Genomic DNA, 17,747 nt, shown 5'->3' with positions numbered 1-17,747 from the left:
GAAACCTATGATCTTGCGCGCTGCGCTCCCTGTCCTCATGGTCGGCCTCTTGGCTGGCTGTGTCTCATCGGGTGATTCAAACCCGTTGAGTAGCGACAAGGGGCGTGAAGAAGCGCGTCAGGCCTATGTTCAGCTAGGGCTTGGTTATCTCCAGCAGGGGATGGCCGAACAAGCCAAAGTCCCCCTCAGCAAAGCCCTCGAACTCAACAAGACGGACCCGGACACCAACGCCGCACTGGCCTTGGTGTTTCAGTACGAAATGGAGCCTGCGCTTGCAGAGCGAGCGTTCCAGACCGCGTTAAGCGGACGGCCGACTGACACGCGAATCATCAACAACTACGGCAGCTTCCTGTTTGAGCAACAGCGCTATCAGGACGCTTACAGCCAGTTTCTAAAAGCCTCGGCAGACAGCCTGTACCCTGAGCGTTCGCGTGTTTACGAGAACCTTGGGGTCACTTCGCTCATGCTGGGGCAGCGTGATGTGGGGCGCCAGCAGCTTGAAAAAGCCTTGCGCCTGAACCGTCAGCAACCCCGTGCACTGCTCGAAATGGCTGAGATGTCTTACGAAGACAGGCATTATGTGCCAGCACGTGACTATTACGATCGTTTTAGCCTGCTTAGCGGGCAAAATGCACGTAGTCTATTGCTCGGTGCGCGACTGGCGAGTGTTTTCGATGAGCGCACCTCCACAGCCAACTATGGCCAGCAACTACAACGACTCTATCCCGGCACGCCGGAATATCAGCAATACCTGTCGGAGCAATGATGAAAGCGGCGCAACCCGAAGTTCTAGCAGCGACTCGTGTCAATCCCGGTGAGACCTTGCGTCTGGCCCGTGAAAACAATGGATGGACCCTGGCTGAAGTCGCCCTGAAACTCAATCTCACGGCCAGTTCCTTGAGCAACCTTGAGACGGGAGCGTTCGACAAACTGCCGGGCCATACCTTTGCCCGCGGTTACATCCGCGCCTATGCCAAATTGCTTGGTATGGATCAGGCCAGCCTGGTGCATGAGTTCGACGTGTACACCGGCACCGATGCCAATGGCAGCAATGTGCACAGCCTGGGGCGTATTGAAGAGCCCGTGCGCGTGTCACATACCATTTTGCGCATCATTAGTTTGTTACTGCTCATTGCCGTCCTGGGCGGTGGTTTTTTCTGGTGGCAGGATCAAACGTCCATGCGCGCCAAGGACCTGATTGGTCTGGCTCCCGAGCACGTAGAAGTTGAAGGCGCCGATGGCACCACCCAGATCCACCCGCTCGATGAGCCGGAAGACCAGGCGGTGGCACAAGCCAATGTAGAAGGCGAAGCCGCGCCGCAACCGTCGGCAGAGCAAGCTGCCAGCACTGACCTGCCATTGCCTGCTACCGGGGCTGCTTCAACGCCAGCAGCGCCAGCCACTTCAGTGGCCCCTGTGCAGCCAGCGGCTCCAGCCGCTGCCACGCCCGTTGCTCCGGCTGCCGTACCCGCTACCCCACAAGCCGCCAGCACCGCGCCCGTTGCGGGTGCCGGTAAGGTCAATATCAACTATGTCGCTGATTGCTGGTCTCAAGTCACTGATGGCAACGGCAAAGTGCTGTTCAGTGGTCTTAAACGCAAGGGCGACACGCTTGATGTGACCGGCAAGCCGCCTTTCAGCGTCCGCCTGGGCTATGCCCGCGGCGCGCAGGTGACCTACAACGGTCAGGTTGTGGATGTGGCTCCTTTCACCAGTGGCGAGACCGCTCGCCTGAAGTTAGGTCAATAAGTCATGCACGGCGAATCACCAATTAAACGTCGCGAATCGCGCAAAATCTGGGTTGGCTCGGTACCGGTAGGCGGCGATGCCCCTATTGCTGTACAGAGCATGACCAACAGCGACACCAATGATGTGGCTGCAACAGTGGCGCAAATTAACCGCCTGGAAGCTGCGGGCGTCGATATCGTCCGGGTTTCTGTGCCGGACATGGACGCCGCTGAAGCGTTTGGCCGTATCAAGCAGTTGGTCAAAGTGCCGTTGGTCGCCGATATTCACTTCGACTATCGCATCGCACTGCGCGTGGCGGAGCTGGGCGTGGATTGCCTGCGGATCAATCCGGGCAACATCGGTCGCGAAGACCGCGTGCGTGCGGTGGTCGATGCCGCCCGCGATCGTGGTATTCCGATCCGTATTGGCGTTAACGCCGGCTCGCTCGAAAAAGACCTGCAAAAAAAATATGGCGAGCCGACACCGGCCGCATTGGTTGAGTCGGCCCTGCGTCACGTAGAGCATCTGGAACGCCTGAATTTCAAGGACTTCAAGGTCAGCGTAAAGGCCTCCGACGTGTTCATGGCCGTTGAAGCCTACCGCCTGCTGGCCAAAGAAATCGTCCAGCCACTGCACTTGGGCATCACCGAAGCCGGTGGTTTACGCTCGGGCACAGTGAAATCTGCCGTGGGCCTAGGTATGCTGCTCGCCGAGGGGATTGGCGATACTATTCGCATCTCGTTGGCAGCAGACCCGGTCGAGGAAGTAAAAGTCGGCTACGACATCCTCAAGTCCCTGCATTTACGTTCACGTGGCATAAATTTCATCGCGTGCCCAAGCTGTTCCCGGCAGAATTTCGACGTGGTGAAAACCATGAACGAACTGGAAGTACGGCTTGAAGACTTGCTTGTGCCGCTGGATGTGGCGGTGATCGGTTGTGTGGTCAACGGTCCCGGCGAAGCCAAAGAGGCTCACGTAGGGTTGACCGGCGGTACGCCCAACCTGATTTACATCGACGGCAAGCCGTCGCAAAAATTGACGAATGAAAACCTGGTGGACCAGCTTGAAAAGCTGATCCGGCAGAAGGCGGCCGACAAGGTCGAAGCTGACGCAGCCGTTATCGCGCGCGGCTAACCAAACGGATTAAGGATTTTTTGTGAGCAAGTCTCTGCAAGCCATTCGTGGCATGAATGACATCCTGCCCGAGCAGACGCCGCTGTGGCGCTACTTCGAAGGCACGGTTGCGCGTTTGCTGGATAACTACGGTTACAAGCAAATCCGTATGCCGATCGTCGAGTTCACCGAGCTGTTCAAGCGCTCGATTGGTGAAGTCACTGACATCGTCGAAAAAGAGATGTACACCTTCGAAGACCGCAACGGCGATTCGCTGACCTTGCGCCCCGAAGGGACGGCTGCCTGCGTACGTGCTGTGCTTGAGCACGGCATCACCGGCGGCGGTCAAGTGCAAAAACTCTGGTACATCGGCCCGATGTTCCGCCACGAGCGTCCACAAAAAGGCCGTTATCGCCAGTTCCATCAGATTGGGGTTGAAGTGTTCAACCTGGATGGTCCAGACATCGACGCCGAGCTGATCGTGCTGACCTGGCGCCTGTGGGGCGAGCTGGGGATCCGTGATGCGGTCAAGCTTGAGCTCAACAGCCTGGGCACCAGCGAAGCCCGTGGGCGCTACCGTGCCGCACTGGTTGATTACTTGTCCTCGCGCCTGAGCGAGCTTGACGAAGACAGCCAGCGCCGTCTGAAAACCAACCCGCTGCGGGTGCTCGACACCAAAAACGCCGACACCCAAGCGGTGCTGGTCGACGCGCCGAAACTGGTCGATTACCTCGACGAAGAATCCCGTGTGCACTTTGAGGGCCTCAAGGCTCGCCTGGATGCTGCCGGTATTCCGTACGTGATCAATCCCAAGCTTGTGCGTGGCCTCGATTACTACAGCAAAACCGTGTTTGAGTGGGTCACCGACAAGCTCGGTGCCCAGGGCACGGTGTGTGCCGGCGGTCGCTATGACGGTCTGGTTGAACAAATGGGTGGCAAGCCAACACCGGGTGTTGGCTTCGCCATGGGTATCGAGCGTCTGATTCTACTGCTCGAAACCCTGGAACAAATCCCTGAAGAAATTGCGCGTCAGGTGGATGTTTACCTGTGCGCTTTCGGTGAGGCCGCTGAACTGGCTGCCTTGGCCTTGAGCGAACGCGTTCGTGACCAGTTGCCAAACCTGCGCCTGCAAATCAATGCCGGTGCTGGCAGCTTCAAGAGCCAGTTCAAAAAGGCTGACAAGAGCGGTGCGCTGTTTGCACTGATTCTGGGTGAAGACGAATTGGCCCATCAGGTGGTAGGTGTCAAACCCCTGCGTGGCCAGGGCGAACAACAAACTATTGCCTGGGATGCTCTTTCCGAGCACTTGGCCACCTGCATCGTGCAGGGTTGAAGCTGGTTAACAGCCGATTTATCGAATAAGGAGTGTTGGGGTGTCGAGTAACGATGATGATCAGCTGGGCGAGTTGAAAGACTGGTGGCAGCGCAACGGCAAACCCCTGGTCACTGGCGGCTTGCTGGCGCTGGTGGTGGTGTTCGGCTGGCAGGCTTGGCACAAATATCAGACGAACCAGTCGCAGGGTGCGTCGATTCTCTACCAACAATTGCTTGAAACCGCACTGACGCCTACCGGGCAGCCAGATGCGGGTCGTGTGGCCGAGTTGGCCAACAAGTTGAACAGCGAGTACGGCGGTTCTGCCTACGCACAGTTTGGCGGTCTTTTTGTGGCCAAAGTGGCCGTAGACACCGGCAAGCTGGATGACGCGGCCACCGAACTCAAGGCCATTGTCGACAAACCGGCAAACCCGACCCTGGCTGAAGTGGCGCGTCAGCGTCTGGCTCAGGTGTTGGCAGCACAAGGCAAGGCAGACGAGGCCTTGAAACTGCTGGACGGCGACTCGGACAAAGCATTCCTGGCCAGCCGTGAAGAACTCAAAGGCGACCTGCTGGTACAGCAAGGCCGTACCGATGACGCACGCGCTGCCTACGAAAAAGCCAAGGCTGCACTGTCTGATGAGGCAGCGGTAGGTGGCTTACAAATCAAGCTCGATGACCTGGCCAAAGGGGATGCGTGAAGTGATGCGTTGGAAACATGCGGCATTGCTGGCTCTGGTCGTTTTGGCCGCGGGTTGCAGCAGCAACAGCAAAAAAGAACTTCCGCCAGCTGAGCTGACGGACTTCAAAGAAGAAGTCGTTCTGCAAAAGCAGTGGGACCGTTCGATCGGTGACGGCCAGGGTAAAACCTACAACATGCTGACGCCAGCGGTTGAAGGTAATACCATCTACGCCGCTGACGTGAACGGTATCGTGATGTCGCTCGACCGCATGAACGGCGACGTTCAGTGGAAGAAAGACCTCGAGCTGCCTGTTTCCGGCGCAGTGGGTGTTGGCTATGGCCTGCTCATGCTCGGCACTCTGCAGGGTGATGTGATTGCCCTCGACGCCAGCACCGGCGAAGAAAAGTGGCGCGCTCGCGTTAACAGCGAAGTGCTTGCACCGCCTGCCAACAACGGTGACGTTGTGGTGGTTCAGACCCAGGACGACCACCTGATTGGCCTGGATGCGTCCACCGGCAATCAGCGCTGGATCTACGACAGCACGCCGGGTGTTCTGACCCTGCGTGGTACGGGCGCACCGCTGGTGACCAATCATCTGGCAATTGCAGGTCTTTCGACCGGTAAAGTCGTTGCTCTGGATACCCAAAACGGCGTGCCGGTATGGGAAAGCCGTGTGGCTGTACCACAAGGCCGTTCGGAACTGGAGCGCATCGTCGATATTGACGGTGGTCTGCTGTTGTCCGGTGGCACCTTGTACGTCGCCAGCTATCAGGGCCGCATGGCGGCACTGGAACTGGAAAGCGGCCGTGTGCTGTGGCAGCGTGATGCTTCCAGCTACGCGGGTGTCGCCCAAGGTTTTGGCAACGTCTACATCAGCATGGCTTCCGGCACCGTAGAAGGCGTTGACGAACGTTCGACCACCGTCCTGTGGAGCAACGATGCACTGGCCCGCCGTCAATTGTCGGCACCAGAAGTCTTCTCCAGCTATGTCGCCGTTGGTGACTTCGAAGGCTATCTGCACCTGTTGAGCCAGGTTGATGGCCGCTTTGTTGGCCGTACCCGCATTGACAGCGACGGTCTTCGGGCGCGTCCGCTGGTGGTCGGTGACATGATTTACGTGTTTGGTAACAGCGGCAAACTGGAAGCCCTGACCATTCGCTAAGGCGTCTATGCTTGAGACTCTAGAGTCTCAAGCAGCCTTGCTCTTGCAAGGTTTGCGGCACATTTGTGCTGTTCCGAACTCTGGCCGCTGCCTTGCAGCGGCTTTTGTATTTTCTGAAATAACGAAGTGGAGAGCCGCATGGTTCCCGTAATCGCCCTGGTGGGCCGACCCAATGTCGGCAAGTCCACCTTGTTCAACCGCCTGACCAGGACTCGTGACGCCATCGTCGGCGACTTGTCCGGTCTAACCCGTGATCGCCAATACGGTGAGGCCAAGTGGCAAGGGCGTTCCTACATTTTGGTCGACACCGGCGGTATCTCCGGTGACGAGCACGGTATGGACGAAAAAATGGCCGAGCAGTCGCTGCTGGCCATCGAAGAAGCTGATGTCGTTCTGTTCCTGGTAGATGCCAAAGCGGGTTTCACTGCCGCTGACCAGATGATCGGCGAGCACCTTCGCAAACGTAACAAGCGCTCTTATGTCGTCGCCAACAAGGTCGACAACATCGACCCGGACATGGCGCGTGCCGAGTTCGCACCCTTGGGCATGGGCGACGCGATCCCGATCGCTGGCGCACATGGCCGTGGCATCTCGCAGTTGCTGGAAATTGCCCTGGGTGATTTCCCGCGTGACTCTGAAGAGCCAGAAGAAGGCGAAGAAGAAGTCGTTCTCGAAGGCGAGGAAGCCAAGCGCATTCCTGGCCCAAGCGAAAAAGACGGTATCAAAATCGCCATCATCGGTCGCCCTAACGTCGGTAAATCGACGCTGGTCAATCGCATGCTCGGTGAAGACCGCGTTATCGTCTATGACCAGCCCGGCACCACACGCGACAGTATCTACATCCCGTTTGAACGTAATGACGAGAAGTACACGCTGATCGACACCGCAGGTGTGCGCAAGCGCGGCAAGATCCACGAAGAAGTTGAAAAATTCTCCGTGGTCAAAACCCTGCAAGCGATCAAAGACGCCAACGTGGTGATCTTTGTCATGGACGCCCGTGAAGGCGTGGTTGACCACGACCTGAACCTGCTGGGCTTTGCCCTGGAAGCCGGTCGTGCACTGGTGATCGCCGTCAACAAGTGGGACGGCATGACCCCAAGCGAACGCGAGTTCGTGAAGGTCGAACTGACCCGTCGCTTGTTCTTCGTTGACTTCGCTGACATCCACTTCATCTCGGCATTGCACGGCACTGGCGTGGGTAACCTGTACCAATCGGTGCAGAACTCCTTCAAGTCGGCTGTAACGCGCTGGCCGACCAACCGTCTGACCCAGATCCTTGAAGACGCGGTCAGCGAGCACGCGCCACCGATGGTTAACAGCCGCCGGATCAAGCTGCGTTACGCCCACTTGGGTGGTGCTAACCCGCCGATCATCGTGATCCACGGTAACCAGGTTGAGAAGGTTCCGAAGTCTTACGTGCGTTACCTCGAGAACACCTACCGTCGTGTCTTGAAGCTGGTCGGTACACCGATCCGCATCGAGTTCAAAGGTGGCGAGAACCCGTACGAAGCCAACAAGAACTCCTTGACCGACCGCCAGGTCAACAAGAAGCGCCGCATGATGTCGCACCACAAAAAAGCCGACAAAAAGCGTAGAGACAAGCGCTAACGCGCTGAAGAGGGTTCCTTGGGGGAATGCTGCTTGTAGGAGCGAGCTTGTCTCGCGATCTTTTGAACGTTTGAAAGATCGCGAGGCGAGCTCGCTCCTACCGTTCAGATTGCAGGTGGCTGCACTGACGGGCATCACACCTTTAGGAGCCCTTTTTCGTGTCTGGCGTTTGGGCTATTCTCGCTAGGTCCTGTGCCGTAGTCAGAGCCGGGAACTCATCAGGGAACGGCCATGATTATCAGCAAGTTGCCGAATGTCGGCACCACCATCTTCACGCGCATGTCGCAACTCGCGGCTGAAACCGGCGCGCTCAACTTGTCTCAGGGTTTTCCTGACTTTGATGGCCCGCAAGCGTTGCGCGATGCCGTCGGCCAACACATCGCCAGTGGCCACAACCAATATTCGCCTATGACCGGCTTGCCTGCCTTGCGTACACAAGTGGCGGCCAAAATTGCCCGCAGTTATGGCGTGCACGTGGATGCCGATACCGAGGTGACCATCACCCCGGGCGCTACCCAAGCCATCTTCTGTGCCATCCAGGCGGTGATTCACGCCGGCGACGAAGTCATTGTGTTCGACCCGTGCTACGACAGCTATGAACCTTCGGTCGAGTTGGCCGGCGGTCGTTGCGTGCATGTGCAGTTGGGGCTCGACGACTTCTCCATCGATTGGCAAAAACTCACCGACGCGCTGACGCCGCGCACCCGCATGATCATCCTCAACACCCCGCACAACCCCAGCGGCGCGTTGATCAGCCGTGCAGAACTGGACCAGTTGGCGGCCTTGATTGCCGATCGCGACATCTACCTGATCAGCGATGAGGTGTACGAGCATCTGGTGTACGACGGCGTGCCTCACGTCAGTGTTTTGTCACACCCCGAGCTGTACCATCGTGCTTTCGTTGTCAGCTCGTTCGGCAAGACCTACCACGTGACGGGCTGGAAAACCGGTTATGTGGTGGCGCCGCCCGCGTTGACCGCCGAGTTGCGCAAGGTGCACCAATACGTGAGTTTTTGCGGTGTGACACCGTTGCAGTACGCATTGGCCGACTATATGGCGGCCAGCCCCGAGCACGTTGAAGAACTGCCCGGGTTTTACCAGGCCAAGCGTGATCTGTTCTGTGATCTGTTAAAGCCATCGCGTTTTACCTTCACGCCGGTAGCAGGTACGTACTTCCAGTTGGTCGACTACGCTCACATTCGTCCGGACCTCAATGACGTCGACATGGCCGTATGGCTGACCCGTGAACACGGTGTGGCGACCATTCCGGTGTCGGTGTTCTACCAGACCCCGCCCGAAGGGCAGCGGCTGGTCCGTCTGTGTTTTGCCAAACGCGAGGAGACGCTGCGCGAAGCAGCAGAGAAACTATGCGTGATCTAAGTGGTTTACCCGATTTAACCCTGGCGCTGGTGCAAACCACCTTGGCGTGGCACGACCGTCAGGCCAATTTCGAGCACTTCGAGGAGTTGCTTGAGCAGGCCCGTGGCGCAGACCTGGTGGTGTTGCCAGAAATGTTCACCACCGGTTTCAGCATGGAGTCCGAGACCCTCGCCGAGCCAGAGGGCGGGCCGGCCACAAAGTGGTTACGAGCCCAGGCGGCAAAACTCAATGCGGTGGTGACTGGCAGTGTCATCGTCCAGGCGGCAGACGGCAGCCACCGCAATCGCCTGCTGTGGGCGCGGCCTGATGGTGAAGTGCTGCACTACGACAAACGCCATTTGTTCCGGATGGCTGGTGAGCACGAGCACTTTACGCCGGGCGAGCGGCAGGTTCAGTTTGAGGTCAAAGGCTGGCGTATCCGCCCGTTGATTTGCTACGACTTGCGCTTCCCGGTGTGGAGCAGCGACCCCCATGACACAGACTTGCTGCTCTACACGGCCAACTGGCCGGGTGCGCGCCGTTTGCACTGGAACCGCCTGTTACCGGCCCGAGCGATTGAAAACCTCTGCTACGTCGGCGCGGTAAACCGCGTTGGGACCGATGGCAAAGGGTTGGTCTACAGCGGCGACAGCCAGATCCTCGACTTCCAGGGCGAAACCTTGCTCAGCGCGGGCGAGGCCGACGGCGTGTTCCAGGTCAGCCTGAGCGCGAGCGAATTGGGCGCTTATCGTGAACGCTTCCCGGCGTACATGGATGCTGACAACTTCGACCTGAAGTACTGATACACCTCGCGATCTTTTAAAAGATCAAAAGATCGCGAGGCAAGCTCGCTCCTACAGGGGGGATTGCGTACGCCCGTAGCAGTTGACGAGCTTTGCGAGGCTACGTCCGGCTGTAGTCGCTGACGAGGCACGAAGGCTGCGAAAGATCAAAAGATCGCGAGGCAAGCTCGCTCCTACAAAAGCGTCAACAAAAAAGGCCCTGAGGTTCGCACCTCAGGGCCTTTTTGCGTTTCAGCAGACGTTTAGGCAGCTTTAGCGTCGGCTTCGCTCAGTGAGCGGTTCAGGGCGCTGAACAGGGCCTTGAAGCTGGCGGTGGTGATGTTTTCATCAATGCCCACACCGTGCACAGCACGCTCACCATTCACCCGCAGCTCGATATAAGCAGCGGCCTTGGCGTTGGTGCCAGCACCGATGGCATGCTCGTTGTAGTCCATGATTTCAGCTTTGACCGGCAGGCCGGCAACCAGGGCTTCCAGGGCGCCATTGCCTTTGCCGTTCCAACGCAGGTTGGTCTCACCAGCGCCTTTGGCCGACACTTCAACCTCAACCGCGCTGTGGCCGTTTTCTTCCTGCAGGCGATGACTAACCAGCGCGTACGGGGTGTTGGCTTGCAGATACTCGCTGTGCAACAAGCTGTGGATCTGCTGCGCGGTCATTTCAAGGCCAAGACGGTCGGTCTCACGCTGAACCACCTGGCTGAACTCGATCTGCATGCGGCGTGGCAAGCTGATGCCGTATTCCTGCTCCAGCAGGTAAGCAATCCCGCCTTTACCGGACTGGCTGTTCACCCGAATCACGGCCTCATAGCTACGGCCAATGTCTGCCGGGTCGATCGGCAAGTACGGGACTTCCCACAGGGCGTCGGGCTTCTGCTGGGCGAAACCTTTGCGGATGGCGTCCTGGTGCGAGCCCGAGAACGCAGTGTGGACCAAGTCGCCCACATACGGATGGCGAGGGTGAACCGGGATCTGGTTGCACTCTTCAACGACTTTACGCACGCCGTCAATGTCAGAGAAGTCCAGCTGCGGGTCGAGGCCTTGGGTGTACATGTTCAGGGCTACGGTCACCAGGTCAACGTTGCCGGTGCGCTCGCCGTTACCGAACAGGCAGCCTTCGACGCGGTCTGCACCGGCCATCAAGCCCAACTCAGTGGCGGCAACACCAGTGCCACGGTCGTTGTGGGTGTGCAGGCTGATGATCACGCTGTCACGGCGGTTGATGTGGCGACCGAACCATTCAATCTGGTCGGCATAGATGTTCGGGGTGGCGCACTCAACGGTGGCAGGCAAGTTGAGGATCACTTTGTGCTCAGGCGTCGGGTTCCAGACCTCGATCACCGCGTCACACACTTCCTTGGCGAACTCCAGCTCAGTGGCGCTGAAAGTCTCTGGGGAGTATTCGAAGGTCCACTGGGTTTCTGGCTGTTGAGCGGCGTATTTGACGAACAGCTTGGCCGCGCTGACGGCGATTTCTTTGATGCCGTCCTTGTCCTGGTTGAACACGATGCGGCGGAACGACGGCGAGGTCGCGTTGTACAAGTGCACGATGGCTTTTTTCGCGCCGCGCAGCGATTCGAATGTCCGTGCGATCAGGTCTTCACGGCCTTGGGTCAACACCTGAATAGTGGTGTCGTCCGGGATGTGGCCGTCTTCGATCAACGTACGCACGAAGTCAAAGTCGGTCTGCGAAGCAGCCGGGAACGACGCCTCAATTTCTTTTACGCCAACGCTGACCAGGGTCTTCCAAAAGCGCAGTTTTTTCACTGCATCCATCGGCTCGATCAGCGACTGGTTGCCGTCGCGCAGGTCAGAGCTGCACCAGATCGGCGCTTGGGTGATGGTTTTCGATGGCCAGGTACGGTCAGGTAAATCAATGACCGGAAAGGCGCGATATTTGGAAGAGGGGTCTTTGAGCATGGTCATCAGGCAATCCTTTAATGTGCGGGCCGTATAGAGACAAGTGGCTCGCTGAAGAAATACAAAGCAGGGGGGACGAGGCAGCGCGTTTCAGCTTTGCAGTCGTGCACTGACGAGGCAGAGGCTTCGGTGCTGGCGTAATTGAATGAGGGTATGAGGTGTTTTCATAGGCTCAACCCTAACCATTGCGAAAGACGTTGGCAAGCGGCCTGAAAAACATTAGGAGAATTGCGCGTTTAAAGCAAAAAATCGAATTTATATGGCGTCTTATAGGATTGACAGTGAAAAAAATTGTTCATATAAGGCGTATGGCATTCATCTTGTGCTGCAAAAGTATTTCGCTGATTACCGAAACCCGGCCAGCTAACGAACTGGCCGGTTACTGCCCTACGTCCTGCAAATAAAGCCCTGTGTGAGGCCGTAGGGCGGTGTGTTCTGGACGCCTCCCACAAAGGTCATGAGTTTGCCCTCGGCCTGTGCATTGGTGAGCGCCAGGGACAAGGGGGACAACGGGTTCTTATTGATCATAAGGGTGACCGCATCCTCCAGCTCGATGACAAGCGCCAGCTCCGCTCCGACCGCTCTGTGCAACTGCATGAAGTTGATGGTTTGCGCGCCTGTTCGCTTGAACACCAACTCACTGACCCCGGGGATGTCCGCATAAATGGTGTAGCCGAGCCGCTGAAGCAGGCTACGCATGACTTCATTGAGTCCAGCGGCATTGCTCAGTTTTAATAAATCGCCGGCTTTCAATGAAAAGTCGATCCGGTCAAACCAGGTCGGTGAAGCGCGTGTTCGAACCAGCAACGTTTTAGGGCGAATTCCCAAGGCTGGCGTCAAGAGGGCCAAGGGATCACGCAATGCTCCCGAGCCATGTGGCAGATGGCCGGAAAACCAGCCATACAACGTTTCGGTCAACGTGCGCATACGGGTTTGTGTGAGCAACCAAGTGGTGCTGTCGGACAACATAAATAGACGCTTGGCCACTACCTGTGCAGAGTCTGGCGTCAGGCCCGGCAGAGACTTGAGGACGTATTGCCAGATCGGCTTTTGCAGCAGCGGCTCCTTGATCGCCCACGCTCCTCCCTCAAATTCGGCCAGGCGCGGTTGCAAGTACTTGTTTTTCAAGATCAGCTTTTCCAGTTGCTCATAGGTCGAGATCACCTGACCAGGCTTTTTCAAGTACACCTGTATATCCAGTGGCAGGTTGCCCTGAGGCAAAATGTCGAACCACTTGCTGTCTTTTTTAATCACTCGAAGATTAGAGCCGCTGCCTATTTCAGAAATGGGCGGATTCAGGCTGACCGAGGTATAAGTTTCGCCGGGAACGGTTCGGGCCCAGTTTTGCCACTCGTTACTGCTGACAGTGCCTGGTGCGTTAGTGCCGCTGGAGGGAACCGGTTGAGTCGGTTTAGGTTGTACCGGCTCATCATCCACAATGGGCCGCTTGCGCTTGTTGCTTAACGGGACGGCGCTCGAAGTGCCGGGCTCAGGGGTGAGGGCTTGTGCTGGGGCACCATCTAGCCCTGGCTTGAGGTAGTGCTGGGCCCACCGGGGCAGCTCTCTATGCTCGACCAGGAACTCGGCCAGATAAAGTTCCATCTTGTCTCGGCGAGGTGCAGGAAAGTTGTATTGGTCGAGCAGCTTTTTGGCCTCATCCAGGGTAAAGCGTGGGAAAGCCTCACGTACCTTGAAAGTGGCCAGCGAATATGTCCCGCCCCCCAGCACGCTCAACTCCGGTGTGCCGATACGCCACAGACCATCCGTGCCCTGACGAATCGCAGAGCGGTACCAAGCGCGCGGGCGACGCATATCCATTACTCGCCAAGTCAGGCGGTCCGCGTCATACACCACCTGAAACCAATGCTTTTGCTGCTGGATAAAGTATTGGGAGAAACCGCCGTGTTTCGGCGTCCTTTCGTAGATGCCTGCATAGGCGCCGTCTGTGCGCTTTGTCAGCCCTTCGACGCCCTGTTTGTAGGCCAATTTCGGATGCAAGGCTAACGTTCCTTTCGTGGGTAATTTGGCGAGAGCGGTCCCGATGTCCACCCCGGCATCCACCCAGCGCTCAATCATGCCGACAAAATGCCCAATCGCTTCACTCTGATTGCCGCGTTTCAGCGCATCAAAGCCATGCCACATCTCGATCAAACTGCGTCCCAGGGCAATCATGGCCGTGACCTTAAATGGCAGGATAATCGTGACGAGGTCCACCGCTGTTTCTATGCCGCTCCACACGGCCAGACGGTTGCTTTCTGTGGTCGACAGGCTCAAGGCATCTGCGCTGGCCAAGGCATGCTCGATCTCGGCCAAACAGGTTTTCTCAATGAAGTCGCCGGTAATCGCGGTGTCCCGAACATCGGCTGCTCTGAGCCCTTCAGTCACCCGTTGCTGGACTCGGGCTTGAGCGCCTTCGCTGACGCGTCCAATCAGATAGCCGGCCATTTCAGGGGCATTGAGGAATTTATTCGCCATGTGCGCGCGATTTTCAAACTCGCGAAACCGCTTGCCGTCAGGTGCTTCAGGGGTATAGACAACCAGGGCGCTGACGGACGACAGCGGTTGCGGTGTGATGAGGTTCAATTCCAAAGGGTCAGGCGCATAAGCCCCTGAAGGCGGTGCCAGGATAATCAGCACCCCGCGTACTGTGGCCTCACTGATCAGCAATTGATGAACCTTCAGGCGATGCCCTTCAACCATGGCGGGAATTTCAGGGGCATCAACCTCGTTCAGAACGGCCTCAACCCAGCGATAACCGCGGTCCAGGCGATCTGGCGAGAAGTCACCGGAAATCTTCGCTTCAAGTGCATCAACGCGCATCTGGGCGATCAGCAATTGAGCGGCAGTATCGCGACGAGAGAGGGCTTGGGGGGACTCGATGAACCGGTCCCGCAAGAAGGCCTCATAGCTATCGCCAATATTCACCGTGCGAACGATGTGCTTGATTTGTGCAGCGCTCAACGCGTCCATTCGTGGTCCATCGGCGCTGCCCGTTGAGACGGTGGCGGTTAATGCGTAGTCAATGTCCAGGCTACCGACGTTCTCCAGGGCCAGTTGCGACAGTGTTCGGGACGTACTGACCAGCTTGATGGACGGGCCGGTACGCGACAGGCTGTTCACCGCCGTGTAGGACGAGGAGGCATAGGCACTGATCGGGATAATGGGGCCTGAACCGCGCTCGGCCACCGTTGTGGTGATAAAGACGGTGTCCGGGTCAACGATCAGGCCATATTCTGCCTGGATGTAGTTCTGCAACTGATCGTGGGCGTAGCGCAGCAAAAACGCTCTGTCGCCATATTGATGGGCTGAGGGCTCGCCATTGTCGTTGGCAATGAAACTGAGGGTTCGGTAATGCGCAGCCGCCTCAAACCAGGCCTGACGGTCAGCATCGTTGGCTTTAAGCAGCCATTGGCGGGTCTTTTTTCCTAAAAACTTGGCGATACGTGCATTGAGGGCGCTCGCCTGTTTGAAGCGTGGAGCGTAGTCCAGCACATACTCCAGGTGTTCACTCAATTGGGCGGGCGAAACCGTTTTGGCTAACGACAGCGCGTGTTCCAGATTGGCTTGACGCTGATCGTCATGCACCTTGAGCCAATACTCAAACACTGAGCCGTGAATCTCCTTAAACGTGAATTCAAGAGAAGTTTCAGCCTTTTCAGACAGCGCCTGAACCCGCATCAGATCAGTGGGGGACAAGAGCTCCAGTAATGATTCGAATTCAGCGATTTCCGTGTGACGGCGGTTAAGTTCGACCTCTAATGTCTGCAGCGAAGCAAAGCCCTGCAAACCACCTGAAGGGGTGTACAACACAGCCTCACCGGCATTGGCTTTGGCGTTGATCTCAACTTCTGTCGTTTTGTCAGAAAGGCGAGTCATGCCTGATGCGTCAAGGGTTGCGGAGCCGTCGCGCGCGGTAATGACCCAGGCACCCGCGAAGGCAATCGGTGGCTCTTTTGACAGGTCCTTAAGTATCAGGGCATAAACCGCCGGGCGCGAACTGACCGGGAGCGCAGCTCGGGTGCTCAGCGACGGGTAACGCACCACATTATTGATCAGTTGCACCTGGCCCGGTGTCAGCGTGGCATCGTGGGACAGCAGTTCGGTTTCAGCCTTGAGCACGTCTTTGAGCTTGTCGAGCAGCCAGGATTTGCGCGATTGAGTGCCGGTTTGGCTGCTTTTATCCTGCCAAAACTGCGCTGTGTGGGTCTTGCAGTCACTGGCAAAAAAACGTCGCGCGCGGGATATAAAGCTCTGCAAGTCGCCCACTTTCACAGTGACGGGCGATGAATCATCCACAACCTTAAGCGTGGCCTTCAGCAGGTTGAATTCCGGCGCATGGCCGTCACACAGCGCCTGTAGCAGGATATCCAGCACACTGGAGAGCTGCGTATCACCCTCTTCACTGATCAGCAATTGCTCAGGATCAAGCGTCTGCGTGGCGTGGGTAAACGTCGCCTTCAGCTCGCTGTGTATAAATGAGTGGAGGGTGGGTTGCTCAGCCAGCAGGGTCTGGATCTGAGTGTCGATTTGCACCCATTTTTTGACACGGTCTTGCTCGTCCTGGGCGCTGACCGCAATCAGGTCGGCGCTCAAGTCTTGGGATAAATGAAATACATCACTCATGGGTTACACCTCACAGAGAAAGTTGTGAGGAGTATCTGCCCCGGCTTGACTGCGCCTGACATACATAACTAGTGCGGGGAGGTTTGCTCACGAGCAGTGACCCAACCCCGCGTATTCGCTAAGGCTGAAAGGCCCCGATAAAGATCGCCGGGTCTACCCGGGCGTCGTTCAGACTGACGTTCCAGTGCATATGTGGCCCGGTGGCGCGACCGGTTGAGCCGACTTTGCCGACCACATCGCCGCGCGCCAGTTGCTGGCCGAGCTTGGCGTCGATTTTCGACATGTGGCAGAACATGCTGATAAAGCCCTGCCCGTGATCGACAAACACGGTGTTGCCATTAAAAAAGTAGTTGCCGATCAGGATGACTTTACCGGCGGCCGGGGTTTTGATCGGTGTACCTGCGGGCACGGCAAAGTCCAGGCCCGCATGCGGGTTGCGCTCTTCTCCATTGAAGAAGCGGCGCACGCCAAACTTGCTCGACAGCGGGCCGTTGACGGGCTTGTCCAGCAGCAAGTTGCTGGGCGTGTTCGGGCTGAAGGTGCGGTACGCTTTGATCTGCACCGCCAGCTCGTTGTCGATGCGTTTGAGGTCGTCCGGGTTGGGGTTGACCTGGCGCTGGTTTTTCAGGGTGATGTGCTGCTCGGGGTACTTCTTGTTGCCCACGCTGAAGTTCAGGTTTCGGCCGTTGGCATTCAGTGTTTGCGTACCCGGCTTCACGGTCAGCGGGATGCCGACAATGGCGCGCCAGGTGTCTTGCTCTTTGACCACCAGCACCGGCTTGCCGTCGTATTTGGCCTCTGGGCGTTGCGCGCCGGTGCCCAGGTCGATCACTGCCACGCCACCCGGTACCGGCTTGTTGAGCAGTCGGGTGATGTAGCTGTCGGCGGCCGAGGCATTGAAAGCAAGGCACAGCAATAAAGCAGCAGTTAAAAAGCGTGGCATCAGCTCAATCCAGTAAAGAAAGGGTCACGGGTGTCAGGTGGTTGTCTTCAACCCGCACCTGCAATTCGCCTTCGCCCAGTCGTGCCTTCAGGCGCTGGCCATTGTGGGTCTGTTCGGCGCTGCGAATGGCATTGCCGCGCTCATCGAGCAAAATGCTGTAGCCGCGACCCAAGGTGGCTAGCGGGCTGACCACGTGCAGGGTTTGCATCTGGCTGTGCAGCGTCAGACGACGGGCCTTGAGACCTTCGCGCATCGCCCGTGGCAGGCGTTCAGCAAGGCTGTCCAGGCGCTGGCGGAGTAAGGCTAGCTGACGACCCGGATGTTGCGCTGACAGGCGTGTTTCGAGACGTATCAAGCGCTCACGGCGGGTATTGAGGCTGCGCTCAAACGCGCGGCGCATGCGCATGTCCAGGTCGTCGAGGCGCTGTGCCTGCTGGCGCAGTCGTTCACCCGGATGGCGCAAGCGCCGGGCCAGCCCGTCGAGACGCAGGCGGT

At 57.7% G+C, this 17,747-nt stretch carries 13 protein-coding genes; 9 read left to right on the top strand and 4 right to left on the bottom strand.

The genetic code is table 11. The features are described 5' to 3' along the window. Positions 1–7: 7 nt before the first annotated feature. The 9 genes from pilW (at position 8) to GHO25_RS00025 (ending at position 9,770) form a co-directional block, all read left to right on the top strand. Positions 8–766, top strand: coding sequence for a type IV pilus biogenesis/stability protein PilW (gene pilW, locus GHO25_RS00065; RefSeq protein WP_048367085.1), 759 nt, complete (start codon positions 8–10; stop codon positions 764–766). Further along, complete coding sequence (locus tag GHO25_RS00060) at positions 766–1,749, top strand: RodZ family helix-turn-helix domain-containing protein (protein WP_048367084.1); 984 nt, start codon at positions 766–768, stop codon at positions 1,747–1,749. Before pilW ends, GHO25_RS00060 begins: the two co-directional genes overlap by 1 nt. 3 nt (positions 1,750–1,752) lie before the next feature. Continuing rightward, a complete protein-coding gene (gene ispG, locus GHO25_RS00055; protein WP_019408672.1) occupies positions 1,753–2,862 on the top strand; it encodes a flavodoxin-dependent (E)-4-hydroxy-3-methylbut-2-enyl-diphosphate synthase in 1,110 nt (369 codons plus the stop codon). Positions 2,863–2,884: 22 nt separating this feature from the next. Continuing rightward, positions 2,885–4,174, top strand: a complete 1,290-nt coding sequence (gene hisS / locus GHO25_RS00050; protein ID WP_048367083.1) for a histidine--tRNA ligase — start codon at positions 2,885–2,887, stop codon at positions 4,172–4,174. A gap of 40 nt (positions 4,175–4,214) precedes the next feature. Next, positions 4,215–4,856, top strand: a complete 642-nt coding sequence (locus GHO25_RS00045; RefSeq protein ID WP_048367082.1) for a tetratricopeptide repeat protein — start codon at positions 4,215–4,217, stop codon at positions 4,854–4,856. Next, positions 4,849–6,000, top strand: a complete 1,152-nt coding sequence (gene bamB / locus GHO25_RS00040; protein ID WP_048367080.1) for an outer membrane protein assembly factor BamB — start codon at positions 4,849–4,851, stop codon at positions 5,998–6,000. Before GHO25_RS00045 ends, bamB begins: the two co-directional genes overlap by 8 nt. Positions 6,001–6,138: 138 nt before the next feature. Further along, positions 6,139–7,608, top strand: coding sequence for a ribosome biogenesis GTPase Der (gene der, locus GHO25_RS00035; protein ID WP_048367078.1), 1,470 nt, complete (start codon positions 6,139–6,141; stop codon positions 7,606–7,608). Between the two features lie 231 nt (positions 7,609–7,839). Then, positions 7,840–8,988: a pyridoxal phosphate-dependent aminotransferase gene (locus tag GHO25_RS00030; RefSeq protein ID WP_123751405.1), complete on the top strand. Its 1,149-nt coding sequence runs from the start codon at positions 7,840–7,842 to the stop codon at positions 8,986–8,988. Next, positions 8,976–9,770, top strand: a complete 795-nt coding sequence (locus GHO25_RS00025) for an amidohydrolase (protein WP_048386024.1) — start codon at positions 8,976–8,978, stop codon at positions 9,768–9,770. The genes GHO25_RS00030 and GHO25_RS00025 overlap by 13 nt, the downstream gene beginning before the upstream one ends. A 242-nt stretch (positions 9,771–10,012) precedes the next feature. Here the strand turns inward: GHO25_RS00025 and leuA are convergent, their stop codons facing one another. The 4 genes from leuA to GHO25_RS00005 form a co-directional block, all read right to left on the bottom strand. Beyond that, positions 10,013–11,692 carry a 2-isopropylmalate synthase gene (gene leuA, locus GHO25_RS00020; RefSeq protein WP_048367074.1) on the bottom strand — a complete coding sequence of 560 codons (1,680 nt, stop codon included), beginning with the start codon at positions 11,690–11,692 and terminating at the stop codon, positions 10,013–10,015. 381 nt (positions 11,693–12,073) lie between these two features. Continuing rightward, entirely contained in the window at positions 12,074–16,309 is a 4,236-nt protein-coding gene (locus tag GHO25_RS00015) for a dermonecrotic toxin domain-containing protein (protein WP_153389538.1), read from the bottom strand. A 118-nt stretch (positions 16,310–16,427) separates the two neighbouring features. Then, positions 16,428–17,252 (bottom strand): peptidoglycan DD-metalloendopeptidase family protein, encoded by an 825-nt coding sequence (locus GHO25_RS00010; protein ID WP_048367070.1) that lies wholly within the window; start codon positions 17,250–17,252, stop codon positions 16,428–16,430. Positions 17,253–17,256: 4 nt separating this feature from the next. Next, positions 17,257–17,747 (bottom strand): exodeoxyribonuclease VII large subunit (locus GHO25_RS00005; protein WP_306108761.1); only part of this gene is annotated, 491 nt, incomplete at its 5' end.

Source organism: Pseudomonas sp. FSL R10-1350 (assembly GCF_009600525.1).
In the GTDB taxonomy this organism is placed as follows: Bacteria; Pseudomonadota; Gammaproteobacteria; order Pseudomonadales; family Pseudomonadaceae; genus Aquipseudomonas; species Aquipseudomonas helleri.
The sequence above is the reverse complement of the archived record's forward strand: the minus strand, read 5'-3'. Positions and strand labels throughout refer to the sequence as shown.

What these genes read in the sequence shown, in the direction of transcription:
- pilW (WP_048367085.1), top strand. Translation starts at nt 8, where the DNA reads ATGATCTTGCGCGCTGCGCTCCCTGTCCTCATGGTCGGCCTCTTGGCT.
- GHO25_RS00060 (WP_048367084.1), top strand. Translation starts at nt 766, where the DNA reads ATGAAAGCGGCGCAACCCGAAGTTCTAGCAGCGACTCGTGTCAATCCC.
- ispG (WP_019408672.1), top strand. Translation starts at nt 1,753, where the DNA reads ATGCACGGCGAATCACCAATTAAACGTCGCGAATCGCGCAAAATCTGG.
- bamB (WP_048367080.1), top strand. Translation starts at nt 4,849, where the DNA reads ATGCGTGAAGTGATGCGTTGGAAACATGCGGCATTGCTGGCTCTGGTC.
- der (WP_048367078.1), top strand. Translation starts at nt 6,139, where the DNA reads ATGGTTCCCGTAATCGCCCTGGTGGGCCGACCCAATGTCGGCAAGTCC.
- GHO25_RS00030 (WP_123751405.1), top strand. Translation starts at nt 7,840, where the DNA reads ATGATTATCAGCAAGTTGCCGAATGTCGGCACCACCATCTTCACGCGC.
- GHO25_RS00025 (WP_048386024.1), top strand. Translation starts at nt 8,976, where the DNA reads ATGCGTGATCTAAGTGGTTTACCCGATTTAACCCTGGCGCTGGTGCAA.
- leuA (WP_048367074.1), bottom strand. Translation starts at nt 11,692, where the DNA reads ATGACCATGCTCAAAGACCCCTCTTCCAAATATCGCGCCTTTCCGGTC.
- GHO25_RS00015 (WP_153389538.1), bottom strand. Translation starts at nt 16,309, where the DNA reads ATGAGTGATGTATTTCATTTATCCCAAGACTTGAGCGCCGACCTGATT.
- GHO25_RS00010 (WP_048367070.1), bottom strand. Translation starts at nt 17,252, where the DNA reads ATGCCACGCTTTTTAACTGCTGCTTTATTGCTGTGCCTTGCTTTCAAT.